Below are 19487 nucleotides of genomic sequence, written 5' to 3' on the forward strand. Positions count from 1 at the left end.
GACCTCTTCAACGGAAACCCCTGGCTGCCACCCGCTCACACGTAATCAACCACCTGAGCAGTCACGTGGTGGTGCTTTCTGATGATTTCCGTGGCTGCAATCGCTGTAATCACTTGGGAGAAGGTTCGCAAATGATCGCCGTTGAGTATTTCCGGTCCACGGTAGTCCATTGACTAGCGGTGCTCTCGATCGGCGTGCTGTAGGAGACCTGTGAAGATTTGCGGGTTCGCCAGCGGTGAGGTGACCGTAGATCGCCCGACACTCACTCGGACCGAGGGGCTGCGGCTCGCCGTTTGAATTGATCGGCCCTGCCGAGAAACGCGGGGGTGCTTCAGGCGTCGGCGATCAGCAAGTAGAGGAAGAAGAGGACGCTGGGGGCGCCGGTGGGGAGGCCGGTGAGGCACAGAATCCGGTGCGGTCCCGCCACCAGGCCCAGGATGCCGAAGGTGAGGGCGAGGGCGCCGAACGTCAGCGAGAGCGCGATGCCGAGCAGGGCGTAGGTGAGCAGGCTGAGAACGCCGAGCGTGAGGGAGACGCCGCCGTAGAGTGAGGCGGGGGTGTCCGCTGCTGGGGTGTCCGGTCGTCGGGTGGTCATACCCGTTCCTTGCTCGTTGGTGTGGGAGCTGGGGCCGGAGCGTGGGCTGTTTCTGGGCGGGGTTGGTGGTCAGGTCCGCTGGGGTGGGTCGCGCTTCCTTGCCGTCAGGCGGTGATCGTGCCGTCTACGTAGACCCAGGCGCCCTCGTGGCGGGTGAAGCGGCTGTGTTCGTGCAGGGTGCCGGGGGTGCCGTGGGCGGTGTAGTGGGCGCGGAACTCCACTGTGCCGTGCGTGCCGAAGGGGCCGCCGTCGCTGCTGTTCAGCACGTCCAGCCGCAGCCAGCGTTGGCCGGGGTCGAGGTCGAGTCGGGCTGGGCGGGTGCGCGGGTGCCAGGTGCACAGTAGGTAGCCGACGTCCCCGATGGCGAACGCGCTGTACCGGGAGCGCATCAACTCCTCTGGGGTCGCTGCCTGGGCGTGCCCTCGGTGCAGCCGTCCGCAGCAGTGCTCGTATGCCTCCGGTCGTCCGCATGGGCACTCTGCCCCGCGTGCGTCTTCCGTCATGCGGTCATTGTGCCGTCCGGCGCGCTGGCGCTCAGTCGCCGCCCGGTCCTTTGCCGTATGGGGCGAGGAGGAAGGTGACCTCCAGATTGGTCAGGTAGGCGTCGCGTTGGCGGAGGAAGGTGCGTACGTGGGGTTGCCGCTCGTGCGCGTCGAATGCCGGGCGGTCGGCGTACCACTCGTAGAAGACCCGCATCAGCGGTTCGTGCGGCACCCGGTGCACGAGGTAGACGAGGGTTCCCGGTTCCGTCCGGCGGATCGCGGCGACGGTCGCTTCGGTGAGCGCGTCGAACCGCGTCGCCGCGTCCTCGTCGCGCAGCTCGAACCGCACGACGAGGCCGACGCCGCTCATGGGGTGAACCGGCCACACCGGACGGCGCCGACAAACGCCGTCCACCCCGTGCGCGGGAACGTGAGCACGGGTCCGGTGGGCTCCTTGGAGTCTCGGACCGGTACGGCTCCGGTGGCGGCGGCGGACGGCGCCCACTCGACGCATCCACCGCCCCCACCGTTGCTGTAGGTGGACTTGACCCAGGTCATCTCGGTTCCCCTTGTCAGGCGGTGAAGTTGTCCCGTTTGACTGCGGTGACGAAGGTGGTCCAGCCGTGTGAGGTGAAGGACAGGACCGGCCCGGTGGGCTCCTTGGAGTCTCGGACCGGTACGGCTCCGGTGGTGGTGGCGGACGGCGCCCACTCGACGCATCCGCCGCCGTCACCGTTGCTGTAGCTGGACTTGACCCAGGTCATGGGCGAAATGCTCAGGGGAATCCGGTTCATGATGACAGTGCCTCCATTGCTGTAGACAGAACGGCCGCCGTCTTCCTCGGCGACAGGGCGTGCGCTCTCATCCGATCGTATGCCCGACGCCGCATCGCAACGCGTTCCTGATCCTCCAGGAGTGTGCCACTGGCGATGCCTTCCTCGTATGCCACACAGGTGCGGTCGGTGAGTGTCATCAAGGTCAGCGTCCCTCCGAGCAGCGGGTGTTCACCATGTTCGAACGGAAGAAGCTGGATCAGGGTGCTTGGCGTCTCGGTCAGGGGGATCAGACGTGCGAGCTGGTCCTTCATGACGGCCTGGCCGCCCACTGGGCGGCGGATCACCGCTTCGTCCAGGATCACCGTCATCTCGGACAGTGTCTCTGAACGCAGCAGCGTCTGGCGGCTCATTCTGGCAGCGACCCTCGCCTCGATCTCGTCGGGTGTTGCGGTGTCGTCGCTGACGCGGAAGATCGCGCGGGCGTAGGGCTCGGTCTGGAGGATGCCGGGGACGAGGTGACCGGCGTACTCGTCGATGACGCGGGCGCGGGTTTCCAGCTCCATCCGGCGTCGGTACCGGTCCGGGTGGACCTCGGTTCGGGCCAGGGCGTAGAGGCGCTGGAAGAAGCCGTCGGTTCCGAAGGCGGCGTCCAGTTGTGCCGGGAGCTGGGGCGGGATCATCGTCTCGGCGGTCTCGATCCGGGCCAGGTGGCTCTTGCTGTAGTTCACGACCTCCGCGAGCCGTTCCAGGCTCATGCTGGCCAGCTCGCGGTGTCTGCGGAGTTCGGCACCGAAGAGGTGGCGGGCGGAGCGGTGCGGGGTCAGCGGGTGTGCGGGCCTTCCCATGGGGCAACTCCCTTTTCCCAAGCGCGCTTGTGGGACGTGACGCTCTTTCAGATGATACGCGCACAGGGCGATCCTGGGAGCACGGAACGTAAAGATCGCCAGGAAGGGGCTGTGAACGTGATTGCTGACGGCAGGGTGGGTGAGGCGGAAGGGGCGGTCGCGGAGTTGCGGGCGGCGTTGGCGGCGGCAGGGGTGTGCGTGCCCGGGGTGCACGTGGACCGGCGGGTGTGGGACGCGCCGGAGCACGGTGTCGTGCGGCTCGTGGAGTTGGGCAGCATGCTGCCCGGTGGCGCGCGCGAGCTGGCGGCGGTGGTGCGCAGGGGGACGGCGCCCTGTGCGGCGTGCGAGCAGCTGTTGGGAGCCTACGCCGAGCTGTTGCGCGCGCACCGGGGTGAGAGCCGGGTCCCGGTGGCGGGACGGGCCGGGGGCGGCGAGCTCGCCGTGCGGGCGGAGCGGTTGAGGCGGGCGATCCAGGCCCACCTTGACGGGCTGGCCCGGCGGTGACGCGGCGCGTGTTCCGGTTCCGGGAGTACACGGTGTGCCGCGACGAGGAGCCGGACGCCGAGCCCGTCGCCCACGTCATGCAGTGCGCGGTGTGCGGGGTGACGGGGCCGGAGGCCGGGGAGCTGGGGGAGGCCACGCGGTGGGCGCTGCGGCACGTGCGGGAGCAGCCGGAGCACTTCACCTACCGGCGGCTGGTGCGGCTCCCGTACCGCGTCGTGCCGGGGAGTTGGCGGTGAGCGCCCGGCTGTGGGCGCTGGCGGTCGGGGTGGTGGCCGGTGTGCTGGCCCGTGTGCTGCCGGGCACGGGGCGCCGCCGTCGCGGTGCGCGGGGCCGAACCGTTGTGGTCGCGCCGTGGTGTCCTCTGCGCACGCGGTCCCCGCGATCCTCGTGGTCGCCGCGTCGGCCCGTGCGGGCGCCCGTGCGGTCACTGCGCGCCGAGGGGGAGTGGGAGCGTCCGGTGCTGTCCGCGCCGGTTGTGCTGGACCCGGACGCGTTCGGCGTCGTCCGGCGCTACGTCCTGCGGCACGGTGAGCGCTGCTCGCCGGGTGGGGCGCCGGAGACGCTGTAGCCGTGCGGCGCGGTTATGGCGTACTCGGGTGCTCTGGTGACTCCGGCCTCTGCGGTGACTCCGGGTCCGCTGGCGGCTCCGGGTCCGCTGAGGATTCCGGCGCGCGGTGGTGGGAGATCCAGTGGTCGAATTCGGTGCGGACGCGGCGGTCGAGGGCCATGGCCAGTTCGGCGTCCACGACCTGTTTGGCGTGCGGGCGGAGGCGTTCGACGGCGGCGGTGACGTCGGGGAGGGGGCGGTCGTCGGCGAGGAGGTGTTCGGCCAGGAGGCTGCCGAAGACGGCTGCGATGGCCTCGACCTGGTGGCGCACCTCGCGGGCACCGGTGAGGACCCGGGACAGCGGGATGCCTTCGCGGACCAGGGCGGCGGACGCGTCCAGCAGGCGGCGGCTGACGTGGACGATCTCGTCGCCCTCGATGGCGAGGTAGCCGAGGTTGATGGAGTCGGAGAGGTTGTCCGGGGTGTCCTCGCCGGGGAAGTGGGCGGCCAGTTCCTCGGGGGTCAGGCGGACCGGTGTCTCCTCGGAGAACGGCGGGGCGGGGGCGGGGCCGATGCCCAGGAGTTCGGCGGCGCTGCGGGAGTCGCGGCCCTTTTCGAACGCGACCAGCAGTTCGGCGATGCCGCCCAGGGTGTGGCCACGGGAGAGGAGGGCCTGGATGGTGCGCAGCCGGGCCAGGTGGTGTTCGTTGTACCAGGCGATGCGTCCCTCGCGGCGGGGTGGGGAGAGCAGGCCGCGTTCGCGGTAGAAGCGCACGGTGCGGACGGTGATACCGGCCTGTTCGGCCAGCTCCGTCATGCGGTACTCGCGGCTGTCGGCGGTCGCGTCGGCGGGCGGGTCGGCGGGCGCGTCGCTGGTGGTGCCGGTCACCGCGCTGGCCGCCGCGCCCGGTGCCGTGCTTCCGGGCACGCTGGTGGCGGCCCTGGCGCCCCGGGCGGCCCGGGCCGCTGGGTCGGCGGGTGCGTTGGTGTCCTTGTCGGTGGTCCCCACGCCGTCAGCCTATGGGGTGGCGGCGTGGGGACCCCGGGGTGCGACCGGCGGTAACTTTTCTGCGCGCGACCTCTACCCACGCGTAGGCGCCTCCCCTACAGTGCCATTGCGCCAGTGATTGCTGGCACGGTTCCGACCGGGAGGGCGCGGCATGACCGAGCGGGAACACGAGCGGGAACACGAACATCTGCGGGTGGCGGTGATCGGGTCGGGGTTCGGCGGCCTGGGAGCCGCCGTACGCCTGCGCCGCGCGGGCGTCACGGACTTCGTGGTGCTGGAGCGCCGGGACGCGGTCGGCGGGACGTGGCACGACAACACCTACCCCGGGTGCGCCTGCGACGTGCCCTCGCACCTGTACTCGTTCTCCTTCGCGCCCAACCCCGACTGGCCGCGCAGCTTCTCCGGGCAGGAGCACATCCGCGCCTACCTGGAGGACGTCGCCGACACCTTCGGGCTGCGTCAGCACATCCGGTTCCGGCACGAGGTGCTCCAGGCGAGCTGGGACGGCGAGGCGCTGCACTGGGTGGTGGAGACCTCGCAGGGCACCCTCACCGCCGACCTGCTCGTCTCCGCCGCCGGACCGCTGTCCGACCCCAAGATTCCGGACATCCCCGGTCTCGCGAGCTTCCCCGGCGCGGTGTTCCACTCCGGGCAGTGGGACCACGGCTACGACCTGCGCGGCAAGCGCGTCGCCATGATCGGCACCGGGGCGTCCGCCATCCAGGTCGTGCCCGCGATCCAGCCCGACGTCGGCCACCTGACGCTGTTCCAGCGCACGCCGCCGTGGGTGCTGCCGCGCGTGGACCGCCGGATCAGCGGCGCCGAACGCTGGCTGCACCGCACGCTGCCCGCCACCCGGTACCTGCGCCGCCAACTGCTGTGGGCCATCCGCGAGTTGCAGGTGGGCGCGTTCACCAAACACCCGGGCGAGCTGGGCTTGGTGGAGAAGCTGGCGTCGGCCCATATGAAGCGCGTCATCAAGGACCCGGTGCTGCGGCGGCAGCTCACCCCCGACTACCGCATCGGCTGCAAGCGCATCCTGCTGTCCAACTCCTACTACCCGGCGCTCGCGCAGCCCAACGTGGACCTCGTCGCGTCCGGGCTGCGGGAGGTGCGCGGCAGCACGCTCGTAGCCGCTGACGGCACCGAGACGGAGGTGGACGCCGTCATCTTCGGCACCGGCTTCCACGTCACGGAAACGCCGATCGCGCGGCGGATCAAGGGCGTCGGCGGGAGGACGCTGGCCGAGTCCTGGAGCGGCGGCATGCAGGCGCTGCGCGGGGCCAGCCAGGCCGGGTTCCCCAACTTCATGACGGTCGTCGGCCCCAATACCGGGCTCGGGAACAGCTCGATGATCCTCATCATCGAGGCCCAGCTGAACTACCTGATCGACTACCTGCGTCACCTCGACACCCTCGGCGGACGCGTCGCGCTCGACGCCCGCGCCGAGGCGGTGCGGGCGTGGAGCGACCACGTACAGGAGCGCATGCGGCGCACCGTGTGGCAGACCGGCGGCTGTCACAGCTGGTACCAGGACGCCAGCGGGCGCAACACCACGGTGTGGCCGGGCACGACGTCCGAGTTCCGCCGGGTGACGCGTCAGGTACGGCTCACCGAGTACGACGTGCTGCGGCCCGGCACCCCGGCCCGTGCCGCCCAGCCCGCGCCCGTCACCGAGGAGGCCGCCGCATGAGCCGCCACCCCGGCCGCCGCATGAGCCGCCGCACCAGCCACCCGGCGCACGCCACCGCCGGGCAGCCCTACGATCCGCCCGCACCCACGCGGGAGCGCGAGGTCATCTCCAGCGCCGGGGCGCGGCTGCACGTCGCCGAGCACGGCCCGGACGACGGACCCACGGTGGTGCTCGTGCACGGCTGGACCTGCTCCGTCGCGTTCTGGGCGCCGGTCATCCGCCGCCTGGTGGCCGACGGATACCGCGTCATCGCCTACGACCAGCGCGGGCACGGCCGTTCCGCGCCCGCCCGGGGCGCCTACAGCACCCAGGCGCTCGCCGACGACCTGTGCGCCGTCCTGGACGCCGTGCTCGCGCCGGGGCAGCGGGCCGTGCTCGGCGGCCACTCGATGGGCGGCATGACGCTCATGGCCGCCGCGAGCCGCCCCACCCTGCGCCGCCGGGCCGCCGCGCTGCTGCTGTGCAGCACCGGCGCGGAGCACCTGGCGCCCCGGGCGCGCGTGCTGCCGCTGCCGGGGCGGGCCGCGCGGTCACGCGCACACCGGCTGCTGCTCAGCTCCGCGCTGCCGCTCGGCCCGGTGACGCCGGTAACCCGGCGGGTGCTGGCCTACGCGACGCTGGGGCCGGGTGCCACGGCGGAGCAGCGGGAGGCCGTCGCCCGCGTCGTGCACGCGTGCCCCCGCCGGGTCCGCGCGGGCTGGGGCCGGGTGCTGGGCTCGCTGGCGCTGGGGCATCAGGTGCCGCGGCTGACGGCGCCCACGGCCGTGCTCGTCGGCACGCGAGACCGCCTCACGCCGCGCCGCCACGCCCGCGCGCTGGTGGCCGCGCTGCCGAACTGCGTGGGCCTGCACGAGCTCCCGGGCCTGGGCCACATGGTGCCCGTGGAGGACCCGGCGGCGGTGACGGACGTACTGCGCGGCCTGGCGCGCGCACACCTGACGACGCCGCGCGAGCGGCAGGACCAGTGGGAGGAGACGGTATGAAGCGCTGGAACGTGGACGGGCAGGTCGTGGTGATCACCGGCGGGGCGCGCGGCGTGGGTGAGCTGCTGGCCCGCAAGCTGGCGGCGCGCGGAGCGAAGATCGCCCTGGTGGGTCTGGAGCCGGAGGAGCTGAGGCGGGTCTGCGCGAGTCTGCCCACGGACGCCGCGCACTGGCACGCCGACGTCACCGACGAGGTGGCGATGGTGCGGGTCGCGCAGGCGGTGGGGGACCGGTTCGGCAGGGTGGACGTCGTCGTCGGCAACGCGGGTGTCGCCTCCGGCGGGCCGTTCGCCACCTCGCAGGCCCAGGCGTGGCGGCGGGTCATCGAGGTGAACCTGCTCGGCGGCACGGTGACGGCGCGGGCCTTCCTGCCGCTGCTGCTCCGCTCCCGGGGGTACTTCCTCCAGATCGCCTCGCTGGCCGCGGTCATCCCGGGGCCGATGATGACGGCGTACTGCGCGTCGAAGGCGGGCGTGGAGGCGTTCGTGCACAGCCTGCGCGCGGAGGTCGCCTACCGGGGGGTGCGGGTCGGCGTCGGCTACCTGAGCTGGACGGACACCGACATGGTGCGCGGCGCGGACGCGCACGACCTGATGCGCGACCTGCGCCGGACGCTGCCGTGGCCGATGAACAAGACGTACCCGCTAAGCCCGGCGGTGGACCGCATCGTGGACGGCGTCGAGCGGCGCGCGTTCCACGTGTACGGACAGTGGTGGCTGCGCGGCCCGCAGGTCATGCGGGGCTGGCTGCCGCCGCTGATCGGTCCTGCGGCGGCCGGGCGGGTCGCGCGGTTCGCCTCGCGGGTGGAGGAAGCGGAACCGGTGGGACTCGTGGGCGCGGGCGGCGCGGCGGACGAGCGGGAGCGGGGGTAGGCACACCCGTCCCGCCCCTCCCGCAACGGGGGTAACCCCCAGGCCCCGAGAGCGGCTTCCGTGCTGACCGCAAGCGCCGGACGAGCTGGGTTCAGCCCGTCCGGCGCTCGCGGTGGGCCGCTCGCGCGGCGGCGCGTTACCGGTCGCGGTCGCGCAGGTCGTCCATCGTGTCGTCCATGCGGTCGCGCTCGTCTTGCAGGCGCTCCTGCATGCCCTGGCCGCGCTCGCTCTCGCGGTCAGCGCCCCGCTCGCGGTCGGTGCCGCGCTCGCGGTCGCCGCGCCGCTGGGCCTCGTCGCGAGCGCGCTCGGCCTTGTCCTTCATGTCCCGTGCCTTGTCCTGCATGCCCATGCTGTGTTCACTCCCAAGTGAGGGTGGGTGGCTCAGCGGTGGTTGAGCCGTGCTCAGCCTGACACGCAGCCGCATTCCTCGCATTCCGGACACTTGCGACGGACCTAGTCACCGCGCGGCGGCAGCGGCGGGCGGCGGCGGTCGGGGGCGGTGTCGTAGCTGGGCGGGACGCTGGCGGGGTGGCGCTCCAGCAGGTCCAGCGCGGTGCGCACGGCGGTGGCCAGGACGACGTAGCGGCCCTCGGCCCAGTCCAGTGGGGTGCGCAGCGCCTCGATGTCGGGGGCGACGCCGTGGTTCTCCACGTCCCAGCCGTAGGCGTCGAACCAGGCGGCGTTCATCGGCACCGTGATGACCGTGCCGTCGCCCAGCCGGTGACGCCCCGTCATGCCGACGACGCCGCCCCAGGTGCGCGTGCCCACCACCGGCCCGAGCTTCAGCAGGCGGAACGCGGCGGTGATCATGTCGCCGTCGGAGGAGGTGGCCTCGTCGGCGAGCGCGACGACCGGGCCGCGCGGGGCGTTGGAGGTGTAGGAGACGGGTTCGGCGTCCCGGGTGAGGTCCCAGCCGAGGATCGCGCGGGTCAGGCTCTCCACCACCAGCTCGCTGATGTTGCCGCCCGCGTTGCCCCGGACGTCCACGATGAGCGCGGGCAGGGAGACCTCCATGCGCAGATCGCGGTTGAACTGCGCCCAGCCGGAGCCGCCCATGTCGGGGATGTGCAGGTAGCCGCACCGGCCGTCGCTCAGCTCGCGCACCACCGCACGCCGTTTGGCCACCCAGTCCTGGTAGCGCAGGGGCCGCTCGTCGATGAGCGGGACGACGGCGACGCGGCGCGCGGGTCCACAGCCGTCCGGGCCACGGAACGTCAGCTCCACGGTGGTGCCGCCCGCCCCGGCCAGCAGCGGATAGGGACCGGCGACCGGGTCCACCGGACGGCCGTCCACGTGGGTGAGCACGGCGCCGTCACGGATGCCGGAACCGGCCAGCGGGGAGCGGGCCTTGGGGTCGGAGGACTCACCGGGCAGGATGCGCCGCACCTGCCAGGCCCCCTCATGGGTGCGGACGAGGTTGGCGCCGAGCAGCCCGATCGGGCGCTGGTAGTGCGGCGGACCCTCGCCCCGGCGCGGCGGGGCGACGTAGGCGTGCGAGGTGCCCAGTTCGCCCAGCACCTCGCGCAGCAGGTCGGCGAACTCGTCGGGGCTGGCGACGCGGTCCACCAGCGGCCGGTACTGGGCCAGCACGGCGTCCCAGTCGATGCCGCACATGCCCGGGTCCCAGAAGTAGGCGCGGGTGATGCGGCCCGCCTCCTCGTACGCCTGCCGCCACTGGGCGCCGGGATGCGCCTCGTGCAGGATGCGGCGCAGGTCGAGCCAGACGGTGGAGTCGGAGTCGGCCTGCTCGCTGGCGGGGACGGCGCGCAGGTCGCCGTCGTCGTTGATCACCATGCGGGTGCCGTCGCCGCTGACGGCGAAGGAGTCCACGTCGGCGCTCAGTTCGGTGCGCTTGGCACGGGTCAGGACGAAGTGCTCCAGGGTGGGGCGCCCGGAGGTGTCGGCGGGGTTGGCGAAGGTCTCGCCGAGCGCGCCGGAGATCGGGAAGCGCAGCCACAGCAGGCCGCCGCCCGCCACGGGGTACAGCCCGCTGTACTTGGACGCCGTCACCGGGAACGGGGTGACGCGGCTGGCCAGGCCCTCGGCCTCCACCGTCACCGGGCGGTCCTCGCCGCCGCCGTCCAGGTCACCGGGGTCCAGGCCGCCGGCGGCCGGGCGGCCCTCGGGGCTCAGGGCGAAGGGGGAGGGTGTGGCCGAGGACAGCGGCACCAGGTGCGGGCGGCAGCCGAGAGGGAAGGACAGGTCGCCGGTGTGCACGTCGTAGACCGGGTCGAAGCCGCGCCAGGAGAGGAAGGCGAGGTAGCGGCCGTCGCGGGTGAACACCGGCTGCTCGTCCTCGAACCGGCCGTCCGTGACGTCGATGACCGTGCCGTCCGCCAGGCGCGCGACGCGGATCTCGCGCAGGGTGCGGCCCACCCCCGGGTGCGACCAGGCCAGCCACTGGCCGTCGGGGGAGAACGCCAGGTCGCGCACCGGGCCGTTGGTGGAGCGGATCAGCTCGGTGACCGGCGGCTGCGGAAGCCGCTCGTCCTCGGGGGCCAGGGCCTCCGTCAGGTCCAGGAGCAACAGGCGTCCGTCGTGCGCGGCGACGGCGAGGGTGTCGCCGCCCGGTGAGGCGACCAGCTCGTGCACCCGGCCCAGGCGTCCGGCGGCCACCCGGTGCGGGTCCTGGCCACCGGAGGCGCGCGGCAGGTAGGCGATCTCGACGGCGTCCTCACCCTCGGCGTCGGTGACGTAGGCGATGCGGCCGGTGGAACCCAGCATCTCCGGCAGCCGCACCCGCACGCCCGGCGTGGTGGAGATGGCGCGGGCCGGGCCGTCACGGTGGGTGAGCCAGTACAGGCTGCCGCCGACGCAGACGGCACTGGCGCGGCCGGTGGTGTCCACGGCCAGCGCGTCCAGGTGCAGCGCGGCGGGCACCTGGTAGGCGCGGCGCCCGGCGCGCGGCCCGCCCAGCTCGACGGCCAGGCGGCGCGGCGTGGCGCCCGGACGCAGGTCCTCGGCCAGCCACAGCTCACCCGCGCAGCTGTAGACGACGCGGGTGCCGTCGGTGGCGGCGCCGCGGGCGTAGAAGTCGGCGTGGTCGGTGTGGCGGCGCAGGTCGGTGCCGTCGGTGCGGCAGGAGTAGAGGTTGCCGACACCCTCGTGGTCGGAGAGGAACGCCACCCGCCAGGCGGGGTGCCCGCTGGCGTCCCGGGGCGCGTGCGGGTCGCGCACGAGCAGGGGGCAGTCGAGATGGCCGTCCAGGTCGGGCAGCAGGCGCTGGCCGTGCAGCCACAGGCGTCCCCGCGCGCCGCCCCGGTAGCGCTTCCAGGCGGCCGGGTCGTGCGGCGGCTTGCCGGTGAGCAGCAGGGTGCGCCGCTCGCCGCCGGGGTAGCCGTGCAGGTCGGCGACGGCCAGATCCGCGCACGGGCCCCACGGCAGCTTCCCGCCCGGGCTGCCGTCCAGCGGCAGGCGGTAGGCCCAGGTGAAGTAGGAGAAGGGCTGCCCGTGCGAGGCGACGGCGAGGATGTCACCGTCCGGTGTCCAGCCGCACACCCGGGTGTCGGGCGCGCCCCAGTACGTCAGCCGCCGCGCCGGGCCGCCGGTGGCGTCCACCAGGTGGATTTCCGGGTCCAGGCTGCGCCAGGTGGTGAAGGCGATGTGGCGGCCGTCGGGGGAGAAGCGGGGCGGGCCGGTGCGGGTGCGGTCCACGGTGAGCCGCCAGGCGCGGCCGGGACGCTCGCCCTCGGCCCCGAGGGGGGCAGCCCACAGGTCGTCCTCGGTGACGAAGCAGAGCAGGTCGCCGTGGAGGTGTGGGTAGCGTAGGTACGAGGAAGGCGCGGCGTCGGCACTCACCCCTCTTATGGTTCGGCCGCGCCAGGGCCCCGGCAACTCGGCGCCCGCACGCCGGGCTGGCGGGGGTGACGGCACCGGTGACGCAGGAGCGGAGTGCTCAGTTCAACCCGGATCGTGTGATCTGCGCCTCAGTGGGCCGGTGCGGGTCACACGAACCGGCCCCCTGCGGCGTCTGTTCCGTGAGGGGTTGCCCTGTCTGCCGCCCTCCCCGCCTGACCGCAGCACCACCGAACGCTCAGCACCACCGAGCCCGCTCAGCACCAGCCAGAACGCTCAGCACAGCGAGCACGCTCAGCACCAGCCAGTACCGCGGGTCACCACCGCCCGACAGACCGGAGAACGCCGACGTGGCCACGTTCCTCTACCGACTCGGACGGCTCGCCTTCCGCCGCCGCCGCATCGTCGCCCTGCTGTGGGCGGCGCTGCTCGTCGCCGTGATCGGCGCCGCCTCCGTCGCCTCCGACCCGCCGGACGACGAGTTCGCCCTGCCCGGCACCGAGTCCCAGGCCGCCTTCGACCTCCTGGCCGAGCGCTCGCCCGAGTACGCCGCCGACGGGGCGACGGCCCGCGTCGTCTTCCAGGCCCCCGAGGGGGAGAAGATCACCGACGGCGACCACCAGCGGGAGGTCGAGCAGGTCCTCGCCCGGCTGGCGCCCGACAAGAGCCCGCAGGTCGCCGCCGTCGCCGGGCCGTTCCAGGGCGAGGGCCAGATCAGCCAGGACGGCACCACCGCCTACGCCTCGGTGAGCTACCAGGTCCCGATGATGGAACTCACCGACACCACCCGCGACCAGCTGCGGGACGCGGCGGCGGCCGGACGCGAGGAGGGCCTGACCGTCGAGATCGGCGGCGACGCCCTGTTCACCGAGCCGGACATGGGCCAGGGCGAGATCATCGGCATCGCGGTCGCCGCGATCGTGCTCATCCTCACCTTCGGTTCTCTGGTGGCCGCCGGGCTGCCGCTGATCACCGCGCTCATCGGCGTCAGCATCGGCGTCACCGGCGTGACCGCGCTCGGCGCCACGCTGGGACTGTCCGCCACCACGATCACGCTGGCCATGATGATCGGCCTCGCGGTCGGCATCGACTACGCGCTGTTCATCGCCTCCCGCTACCGGGCCGAGCTGATCGCGGGCCACCCCCGCGAGGAGGCCGCGGGCCGGGCCGTGGGCACCGCGGGCTCGGCGGTCGTCTTCGCCGGACTCACCGTCGTCATCGCGCTGGCCGGGCTGACCATCGTGGGCGTGCCGCTGCTGACGAAGATGGGCCTGGCCGCCGCCGGAACCGTCGTCATCGCGGTGCTGGTCGCCATCACGCTCGTCCCGGCCGCACTCGGCATGGTCGGCAAGCGGATCTTCGGCCGCAAGGTGCGTGCCGCCAACCCGGAGACCGGGGTGCCGCCCGCCGCCGACCTGGACGCCAAGCAGCCCATGGGCGTGCGCTGGGCCCGGTTCACGCTGCGCCGCCCGGTCCTCGTCCTGCTCACCGCCGTCATCGGCCTCGGTGTGCTCGCCGTGCCCGTCAGCTCGATGAACCTCGGTCTGCCCGACGAGGGCAACCAGCCGGAGTCCACCACCCAGCGCCGTGCCTACGACCTGATAGCCGAGGGCTTCGGCCCCGGGGTCAACGGCCCGCTGCTGGCCGTCACCGACCTCGCCGACGTGCCCGCCGCCGAGCGCGAGCGGGTCGCCGGCGAGGTGGCCGAATCGGTGGCCTCGGTGGACGGCGTCGTCGCCGCGAGCCCGCCGGAGCTCACCCGCGAGGGCGACACGGCGGTCATCACGGCCATCCCCGAGTCCCGGCCCAGCAGCCCGCAAACCGAGCGGGTGGTACGCGAGATCCGGGAGCGCGCGGCGTCGATCCAGGCGGACACCGGCGCCACCGTGCTCGTCTCCGGCGCCACCGCCATCGCCATCGACTTCTCCCAGGTCATGGACGACGCCCTGGTGCCCTACCTGTCGCTGGTCGTCGGGCTCGCGTTCGTGCTGCTGCTGATGGTGTTCCGCTCGGTGCTGGTGCCGCTGAAGGCCGCACTGGGCTTCCTGCTGTCCGTGCTGGCCGCGCTCGGGTCCGTCGTCGCCGTCTTCCAGTGGGGCTGGCTGGCCGGCCTCCTCGGGGTGGAGCAGACCGGGCCGATCATGAGCATGATGCCGATCTTCATGGTCGGCGTGATCTTCGGCCTGGCCATGGACTACGAGGTCTTCCTGGTCACGCGGATGCGCGAGGCGTACGTGCACGGCGAGCGGCCCGCACAGGCGATCGTCACCGGGTTCCAGCTCGGCGCCCGGGTGGTCACGGCGGCGGCGGTCATCATGATCAGCGTCTTCGCGGGCTTCATCGGTGCCGGGGACGCGATGATCAAGATGATCGGCTTCGGTCTCGCCGTCGCCATCCTCTTCGACGCCTTCGTGGTGCGCATGGCCCTCGTCCCGGCCGTGCTGGGGCTGCTCGGCGACAAGGCGTGGTGGCTGCCGCGCTGGCTGGACCGCGCGCTGCCGAACGTTGACGTCGAGGGCGAGCGCCTGGCCCGCCACCTCGCCACGGCCGACGGCCCGCCCCCGACCCGGCCCGAGACCGACCCGGCCCGAGTCTGACACCCCCGGGCAGGCGGCCCCGCAGGCCGCCTGCCCGGCACCGCGTGTGCCCCAAGCGGGTCAGGTCAAGAGGGCGGTGATGGTGTGGTCCAGGTTCAGGCGGGTCAGTTCGTCGGTGGTGGGGACGAAGGCGTACGTCGCGGCGAGGAAGCGGTCCAGCTCCCGCGTGCCGAGTTCGACCACGGCGGTGCCCTGCGGGGCGCGCAACTCCAGCAGCGTGCGGCCCGGGTGGTCCGACCAGAACCGCACGTCGCCCTCACCGGCGGGGCCGCGCAGGGCGGCGGCCAGCAGGTCCCGCCCGAACACCCACGTCACCTCGGAGCCCTCCAGCGCCGCCTCGGCCGGGAAGGTGACGGCCAGGGCCAGCGGGTCGGAACTGTCGTAGTGCAGGGTGGCGGGCACCTGCTCGGCGTCCGGGCTGCTCAGCAGGCGCGCCCGCACCGTGTGCTCAATGGTGATCGGCGTGGAGGGCATCGAGGGGGTGGACGGTGGGAACGGCATGGTCAGTGCTCCTTCGCGGCGGGCGCTTGCCCGTCACGGAGTAAGACTCCCGAAACCCCGCCTTCGGTACCGCTACCGCGCTGTGAGGTGTCCCACAGCGGGCCGGGCGGGGCGTGGCCCGGCCTTGGTGCGCCCTGCGTGCGCCCCTGCTGGCATGCATGCGCTCTTGCAACTCCTTCGCAGGTGGTGCCTATCATCGTGTGGTCGCCCCCCAGCGATCGTGTGGTCGCCCCAGCGATCGGATCGCACCACGAACCGCCGACCGGAGGCGAACGCTCATGCACGTACCCGACGGGTTCTTCAACGCCCCTGTATCGGTCGGCGCGGGCGCGGTGGCCGCCGCTGCCGTCGCCGTGTCGCTGCGTGGTGCGCGGCGCGAGCTGGACGAGCGGAGGGCGCCGCTGGCCGGGCTCGTCGCCGCCTTCATCTTCGCCGTGCAGATGATCAACTTCCCGGTCGGGGCCGGGACCAGCGGCCACCTGATGGGCGGCGCGCTCGCGGCCGTACTCGTGGGGCCGTACACGGCCGTGCTCTGCCTGTCCGTGGTGCTGCTGATGCAGGCGCTGATGTTCGCCGACGGCGGGGTGACCGCGCTGGGCGTGAACATCACCTTGCTCGGCCTCGTCGCCGTCGGTGTCGCGTACCCGCTGTTCCGGCTGGTGGCGAAGGTGCTGCCGCGCCGCCGCAGTGCGGTGACGGCCGCCGCGTTCACGGCCGCCTTCGTCTCCGTCCCGGTCGCCGCCATGGTGTTCACGCTGCTCTTCGCGCTCGGCGGCACCGCGGACATCGACACCGGCACCGTCTTCGCCGCGATGACCGGCGTCCACGCGGCCATCGGCGTCGGGGAGGGCATGATCACCGCGCTCACCGTCAGCGCCGTGCTCGCCGTACGCCCTGACCTGGTGTACGGCGCGCGGGACCTGCGGGCGCCGCTGGTGCTGCGCACCCCGTCCGGGGAACAGACCGCGCAGCCGACGCCCGCCGCGCCCGGAGCGCCCGCCCGCTCCGGCGCGCGCTCCGGACGTCCGCTGTGGCTCGGCGGGCTGGCGGCCACCGTGGTGTGCGCCTGCTTCGTCAGCTTCTACGCCTCCTCCGAGCTGGACGGGCTGGAGCGCGTGGCCACCGACCACGGCATCATCCAGCAGGCCGAGGACAGCGCCACCGCCGACGCCCCGACCGCCGACTACGGCGTCGAAGGGGTGGACAACGAGCGGCTCTCGGGCGGCCTGGCCGGGCTCCTCGGCGTCAGCGCGACGCTCGCCGTGGGCGCTGGCGTCTTCTTCCTCGCCCGCCGCAGGGGGGCGGGCGAGGAAGAGCAGCGGGACGCCGGGCGCGCGGACAGCGCCGGGCACGCCGACCGCGAGAAGGTCTGACGTGGGCGCCGGGCACGCCCACGCGCTCTACCGGCACGGGCACTCGCCCGTGCACCGGCTGCCCGCGCACTGCAAGATCGTCGCCCTGCTCGCCTTCGTGCTGGCCGTGGTCAGCACGCCGCGCGAGGCGGTGTGGGCGTTCGGCGGCTACGCGCTGCTGCTGGTCGCCGTGGCCGCGTTCGCCCGGGTCCCGGCCGGGTTCTGGCTGCGGCGCATGCTGATCGAGGTGCCCTTCGTCGCGTTCGCCGTGCTGCTGCCGTTCGTCGCCGAAGGTCCGCGGGTGCAGTGGCTGGGGCTGACGGTGAGCGAACCCGGGCTGTGGAGCGCGTGGAACATCCTCGCCAAGGGCACCCTCGGCGTCGCCGCGTCCCTCCTGCTCGCCGCCACCACCGAACTGCGCGAGCTGCTGCACGGGCTGCAACGCCTGCGGCTGCCCCCGCTGCTGGTGCAGATCGCCTCGTTCATGGTCCGCTACCTCGACGTCGTCACCGGCGAGCTGCGCCGCATGCGCGTCGCGCAGGCTTCGCGCGGCTACCAGGCGCGCGGCCCACGGCAGTGGGGCACGCTGGCCAAGACGGCCGGGGCGCTGTTCATCCGCTCCTACGAACGCGGCGAACGCGTCCACCTGGCCATGCTCAGCCGTGGCTACACCGGCACCCTGCCCGCCTTGGACGCGGGCCGGGCCCAGCCCGCCCAGTGGGCGACGGCCGCCGCACTGCCGCTCGCCGCGCTGGCGGTATGCCTGATGGGATGGACCCTGTGACACCCTCCGCCGAGCCGCTCCCGCCCTCCCTGGAAGTCTCCGGGCTCGCCTACGCCTACCCCGACGGCCACCAGGCCCTGTTCGGTGTCGATCTCACCATCGGGCGCGGCGAACGCGTGGCCCTGCTCGGCCCGAACGGCGCCGGGAAGACGACGCTCGCCTTGCACCTGAACGGCATCCTCACCGCCGGAGCCGGACACGTGCGCGTCGGCGGACTGCCCGTCGAGCGGGCGCACCTGGCCGAGATTCGGCGCCGCGTCGGCATCGTCTTCCAGGACCCGGACGACCAGCTGTTCATGCCCACCGTGCGCGAGGACGTCGCCTTCGGCCCGGCCGCCGCCGGGCTGCGCGGCGCGGAACTCGACGCGCGCGTGCACGAGGCACTGACCACCGTCGGCATGGCCGACGCCGCCGACCGGCCGCCACATCACCTCTCCTTCGGCCAGCGCCGCCGCGTCGCGGTGGCCACGGTGCTGGCCATGCGCCCGGAGATCCTGGTACTGGACGAGCCGTCCTCCAACCTTGACCCGGCAGCCCGCCGCGAGTTGGCCGACCTGCTGCGCTCGCTGGATCTCACCGTGCTCATGGTCACCCACGACCTGCCCTACGCGCTGGAGCTGTGCCCGCGCTCGGTGGTGCTCAGCGACGGCGTCATCGCCGCCGACGGGCCCACCCCGAAGCTGCTGTGCGACGCGGACCTGCTGCACGCCCACCGGCTGGAACTCCCCTTCGGGTTCGACCCCGGCGCGGTGGAGCTTCCGGGCGCGTAGGACCATGGAGGGGGCCGTTCGTCCGGCCACAGCTCCGTGGGGCCGTGGCACACGCGCGCACCCCCTGACCCCCGGCCCGTTCGGCGCCCGCCGACCGCCGCACGTACACAGAGCACAGGAGCAGCAGCACAGTGACCGCAGGGACCGACGTCCAGGGCACGGTGGCCGCCGGGTACGAACCGGTCCTGCACGCCTTCGAGCGCGGCTTCGCCGCACGCGGTGACGTCGGCGCCGCCGTCACCGTCTACCGGGACGGCGTGCCCGTGGTGGACCTGTGGGGCGGCCGCGCCGAGGCCGACGACGCCGGGGTGGGCGCCGCCGGGGCGGGCGCCGCCGAAACCAGCGTCCGCCCCTGGACGGCCGGGACCGCGCAGCTGGTGCGCTCGGCCACCAAGGGACCGGCCGCCGCCGTGCTCCACCTGCTCCACCAGCGCGGCCTCATCGACCTGGACGCGCCCGTAGGCACCTACTGGCCCGAGTTCAAGGCCGAGGGCAAGGAGTGCGTCCTGGTGCGGCACCTGCTCGCCCACCGCGCGGGCCTCCCCGCGCTGGACACCCCGCTGACGCCCGAACAGGCGCGCGACGGCGAGAGCGGCCCGCGCGCGCTCGCCGCGCAGCCACCGGCGTGGGAGCCAGGCACCGCCCACGGCTACCACCCGCACACCTACGGCTGGCTGCTCGGCGAGGTCGTCGCCCGCGCCACCGGGCGCACGCTCGGCCAGTGGTTCGCCGACGAGATCGCCACGCCGCTGGGGCTGGACCTGTGGATCGGCCTGCCCGACGCCGCCCGGGCCCGCGTCGGCCGCATCGCCACCCGGGAGGCGCCCGCCCCGCCCGCGTCCGCCGGATTGCGGGTGCGCACCAAACCGGAGGTTGCCGCCGCCTACGCCGACCCCGCCGCGCTCACCCGGCGCGCGTTCGGCGTCATCGCGCCCTACCCGGACGAGAACGACCCCGCGTACCACGCCGCCGAGCACCCCGGCTCCGGCGGCATCGCCACCGCCCACGCGCTGGCCCGTTTCTACGCCGCGCTCATCGGCCGCGTGGACGGGGTGCGCCTGTACGTCCCGGCGACGCTCGCGCTCGCCCGCAGCGAGGAATCGGCGGGTCCCGACCGGGTGTTGATCGTGCGCACCCGCTTCGGCTCCGGCTATATGCTGCACGGCCCGGCCGCGCCGCTGCTCGGGCCGTCCTCCTTCGGCCACCCCGGCCGTGGCGGGCCGCTGGGCTTCGCCGACCCGGAGGCGGGCATCGCGTTCGGCTACACGACGAACACCATGCACGCCTCCGTCACCTCCGACCCCCGCCCCCAGGCCCTGATCCGCGCCCTGCGCTCCTGCCTGAACGGCTGAGGCACGCGGGCGGACCCGGCGAGGGCGGGC

The 19487-nt window shown here is 73.5% G+C and carries 21 protein-coding genes; 11 read left to right on the forward strand and 10 right to left on the reverse strand.

Translation table 11 applies throughout. The features are described 5' to 3' along the window. Nucleotides 1-331: 331 nt before the first annotated feature. The 6 genes from JJV70_RS20355 to JJV70_RS20380 form a co-directional block, all read right to left on the reverse strand. Nucleotides 332-595, reverse strand: coding sequence for a hypothetical protein (locus tag JJV70_RS20355; RefSeq protein ID WP_219049484.1), 264 nt, complete (start codon nucleotides 593-595; stop codon nucleotides 332-334). A gap of 104 nt (nucleotides 596-699) precedes the next feature. After that, complete coding sequence (locus JJV70_RS20360) at nucleotides 700-1098, reverse strand: YchJ family protein (RefSeq protein WP_219049485.1); 399 nt, start codon at nucleotides 1096-1098, stop codon at nucleotides 700-702. Between the two features lie 31 nt (nucleotides 1099-1129). Continuing rightward, nucleotides 1130-1447 (reverse strand): putative quinol monooxygenase, encoded by a 318-nt coding sequence (locus JJV70_RS20365; RefSeq protein ID WP_219049486.1) that lies wholly within the window; start codon nucleotides 1445-1447, stop codon nucleotides 1130-1132. Then, nucleotides 1444-1635, reverse strand: a complete 192-nt coding sequence (locus JJV70_RS20370; RefSeq protein ID WP_219049487.1) for a DUF397 domain-containing protein — start codon at nucleotides 1633-1635, stop codon at nucleotides 1444-1446. Before JJV70_RS20370 ends, JJV70_RS20365 begins: the two co-directional genes overlap by 4 nt. A gap of 14 nt (nucleotides 1636-1649) precedes the next feature. After that, on the reverse strand, nucleotides 1650-1841 hold the full coding sequence (locus JJV70_RS20375) for a DUF397 domain-containing protein (RefSeq protein WP_374227320.1): 192 nt from the start codon (nucleotides 1839-1841) through the stop codon (nucleotides 1650-1652). 26 nt (nucleotides 1842-1867) lie between these two features. Continuing rightward, nucleotides 1868-2698, reverse strand: a complete 831-nt coding sequence (locus tag JJV70_RS20380) for a helix-turn-helix transcriptional regulator (protein ID WP_219049489.1) — start codon at nucleotides 2696-2698, stop codon at nucleotides 1868-1870. Between the two features lie 111 nt (nucleotides 2699-2809). Between JJV70_RS20380 and JJV70_RS20385 the strand changes: the two genes are divergently transcribed. The 3 genes from JJV70_RS20385 to JJV70_RS20395 all read left to right on the forward strand — a co-directional run bounded on the left by JJV70_RS20385 (nucleotide 2810) and on the right by JJV70_RS20395 (nucleotide 3770). Further along, nucleotides 2810-3202, forward strand: coding sequence for a hypothetical protein (locus JJV70_RS20385; protein ID WP_219049490.1), 393 nt, complete (start codon nucleotides 2810-2812; stop codon nucleotides 3200-3202). A gap of 8 nt (nucleotides 3203-3210) precedes the next feature. Beyond that, nucleotides 3211-3438 carry a hypothetical protein gene (locus JJV70_RS20390; protein ID WP_257574288.1) on the forward strand — a complete coding sequence of 76 codons (228 nt, stop codon included), beginning with the start codon at nucleotides 3211-3213 and terminating at the stop codon, nucleotides 3436-3438. A gap of 170 nt (nucleotides 3439-3608) precedes the next feature. Next, nucleotides 3609-3770: a hypothetical protein gene (locus JJV70_RS20395; RefSeq protein ID WP_219049492.1), complete on the forward strand. Its 162-nt coding sequence runs from the start codon at nucleotides 3609-3611 to the stop codon at nucleotides 3768-3770. A gap of 13 nt (nucleotides 3771-3783) precedes the next feature. Here JJV70_RS20395 and JJV70_RS20400 read toward each other — a convergent pair whose 3' ends face one another. Then, nucleotides 3784-4758 (reverse strand): MerR family transcriptional regulator, encoded by a 975-nt coding sequence (locus tag JJV70_RS20400; protein ID WP_374227321.1) that lies wholly within the window; start codon nucleotides 4756-4758, stop codon nucleotides 3784-3786. Nucleotides 4759-4909: 151 nt separating this feature from the next. Between JJV70_RS20400 and JJV70_RS20405 the strand changes: the two genes are divergently transcribed. The 3 genes from JJV70_RS20405 to JJV70_RS20415 are packed head-to-tail and all read left to right on the forward strand — an operon-like array spanning nucleotide 4910 to nucleotide 8306. Then, nucleotides 4910-6451, forward strand: a complete 1542-nt coding sequence (locus JJV70_RS20405; RefSeq protein WP_219049493.1) for an NAD(P)/FAD-dependent oxidoreductase — start codon at nucleotides 4910-4912, stop codon at nucleotides 6449-6451. Nucleotides 6452-6471: 20 nt separating this feature from the next. Continuing rightward, nucleotides 6472-7434, forward strand: a complete 963-nt coding sequence (locus JJV70_RS20410) for an alpha/beta fold hydrolase (RefSeq protein WP_219049516.1) — start codon at nucleotides 6472-6474, stop codon at nucleotides 7432-7434. Then, a complete protein-coding gene (locus JJV70_RS20415) occupies nucleotides 7431-8306 on the forward strand; it encodes an SDR family oxidoreductase (protein WP_219049494.1) in 876 nt (291 codons plus the stop codon). The genes JJV70_RS20410 and JJV70_RS20415 overlap by 4 nt, the downstream gene beginning before the upstream one ends. A 136-nt stretch (nucleotides 8307-8442) precedes the next feature. Here JJV70_RS20415 and JJV70_RS20420 read toward each other — a convergent pair whose 3' ends face one another. Next, a complete protein-coding gene (locus JJV70_RS20420; RefSeq protein ID WP_219049495.1) occupies nucleotides 8443-8655 on the reverse strand; it encodes a hypothetical protein in 213 nt (70 codons plus the stop codon). A 104-nt stretch (nucleotides 8656-8759) separates the two neighbouring features. After that, on the reverse strand, nucleotides 8760-12104 hold the full coding sequence (locus tag JJV70_RS20425) for a S41 family peptidase (RefSeq protein WP_308294927.1): 3345 nt from the start codon (nucleotides 12102-12104) through the stop codon (nucleotides 8760-8762). A gap of 347 nt (nucleotides 12105-12451) precedes the next feature. Between JJV70_RS20425 and JJV70_RS20430 the strand changes: the two genes are divergently transcribed. Continuing rightward, entirely contained in the window at nucleotides 12452-14698 is a 2247-nt protein-coding gene (locus tag JJV70_RS20430) for an MMPL family transporter (protein ID WP_219049496.1), read from the forward strand. 60 nt (nucleotides 14699-14758) lie between these two features. On the opposite strand, the gene JJV70_RS20435 is transcribed toward JJV70_RS20430, so the two are convergent. Then, nucleotides 14759-15199 (reverse strand): SsgA family sporulation/cell division regulator, encoded by a 441-nt coding sequence (locus tag JJV70_RS20435; protein WP_257574291.1) that lies wholly within the window; start codon nucleotides 15197-15199, stop codon nucleotides 14759-14761. A gap of 278 nt (nucleotides 15200-15477) precedes the next feature. Between JJV70_RS20435 and JJV70_RS20440 the strand changes: the two genes are divergently transcribed. The 4 genes from JJV70_RS20440 (at nucleotide 15478) to JJV70_RS20455 (ending at nucleotide 19457) form a co-directional block, all read left to right on the forward strand. After that, entirely contained in the window at nucleotides 15478-16572 is a 1095-nt protein-coding gene (locus tag JJV70_RS20440) for an energy-coupling factor ABC transporter permease (protein ID WP_219049497.1), read from the forward strand. 1 nt (nucleotide 16573) lies between these two features. Beyond that, nucleotides 16574-17335, forward strand: a complete 762-nt coding sequence (gene cbiQ / locus JJV70_RS20445; RefSeq protein WP_219049498.1) for a cobalt ECF transporter T component CbiQ — start codon at nucleotides 16574-16576, stop codon at nucleotides 17333-17335. Beyond that, nucleotides 17311-18105 (forward strand): energy-coupling factor ABC transporter ATP-binding protein, encoded by a 795-nt coding sequence (locus JJV70_RS20450; protein WP_374227322.1) that lies wholly within the window; start codon nucleotides 17311-17313, stop codon nucleotides 18103-18105. Before cbiQ ends, JJV70_RS20450 begins: the two co-directional genes overlap by 25 nt. Before the next feature lie 131 nt (nucleotides 18106-18236). After that, nucleotides 18237-19457, forward strand: a complete 1221-nt coding sequence (locus JJV70_RS20455; protein WP_219049500.1) for a serine hydrolase domain-containing protein — start codon at nucleotides 18237-18239, stop codon at nucleotides 19455-19457. Nucleotides 19458-19487: the final 30 nt, after the last annotated feature.

This window comes from Streptomyces sp. JJ66 (assembly GCF_019303495.1).
GTDB lineage: Bacteria > Actinomycetota > Actinomycetes > Streptomycetales > Streptomycetaceae > Streptomyces.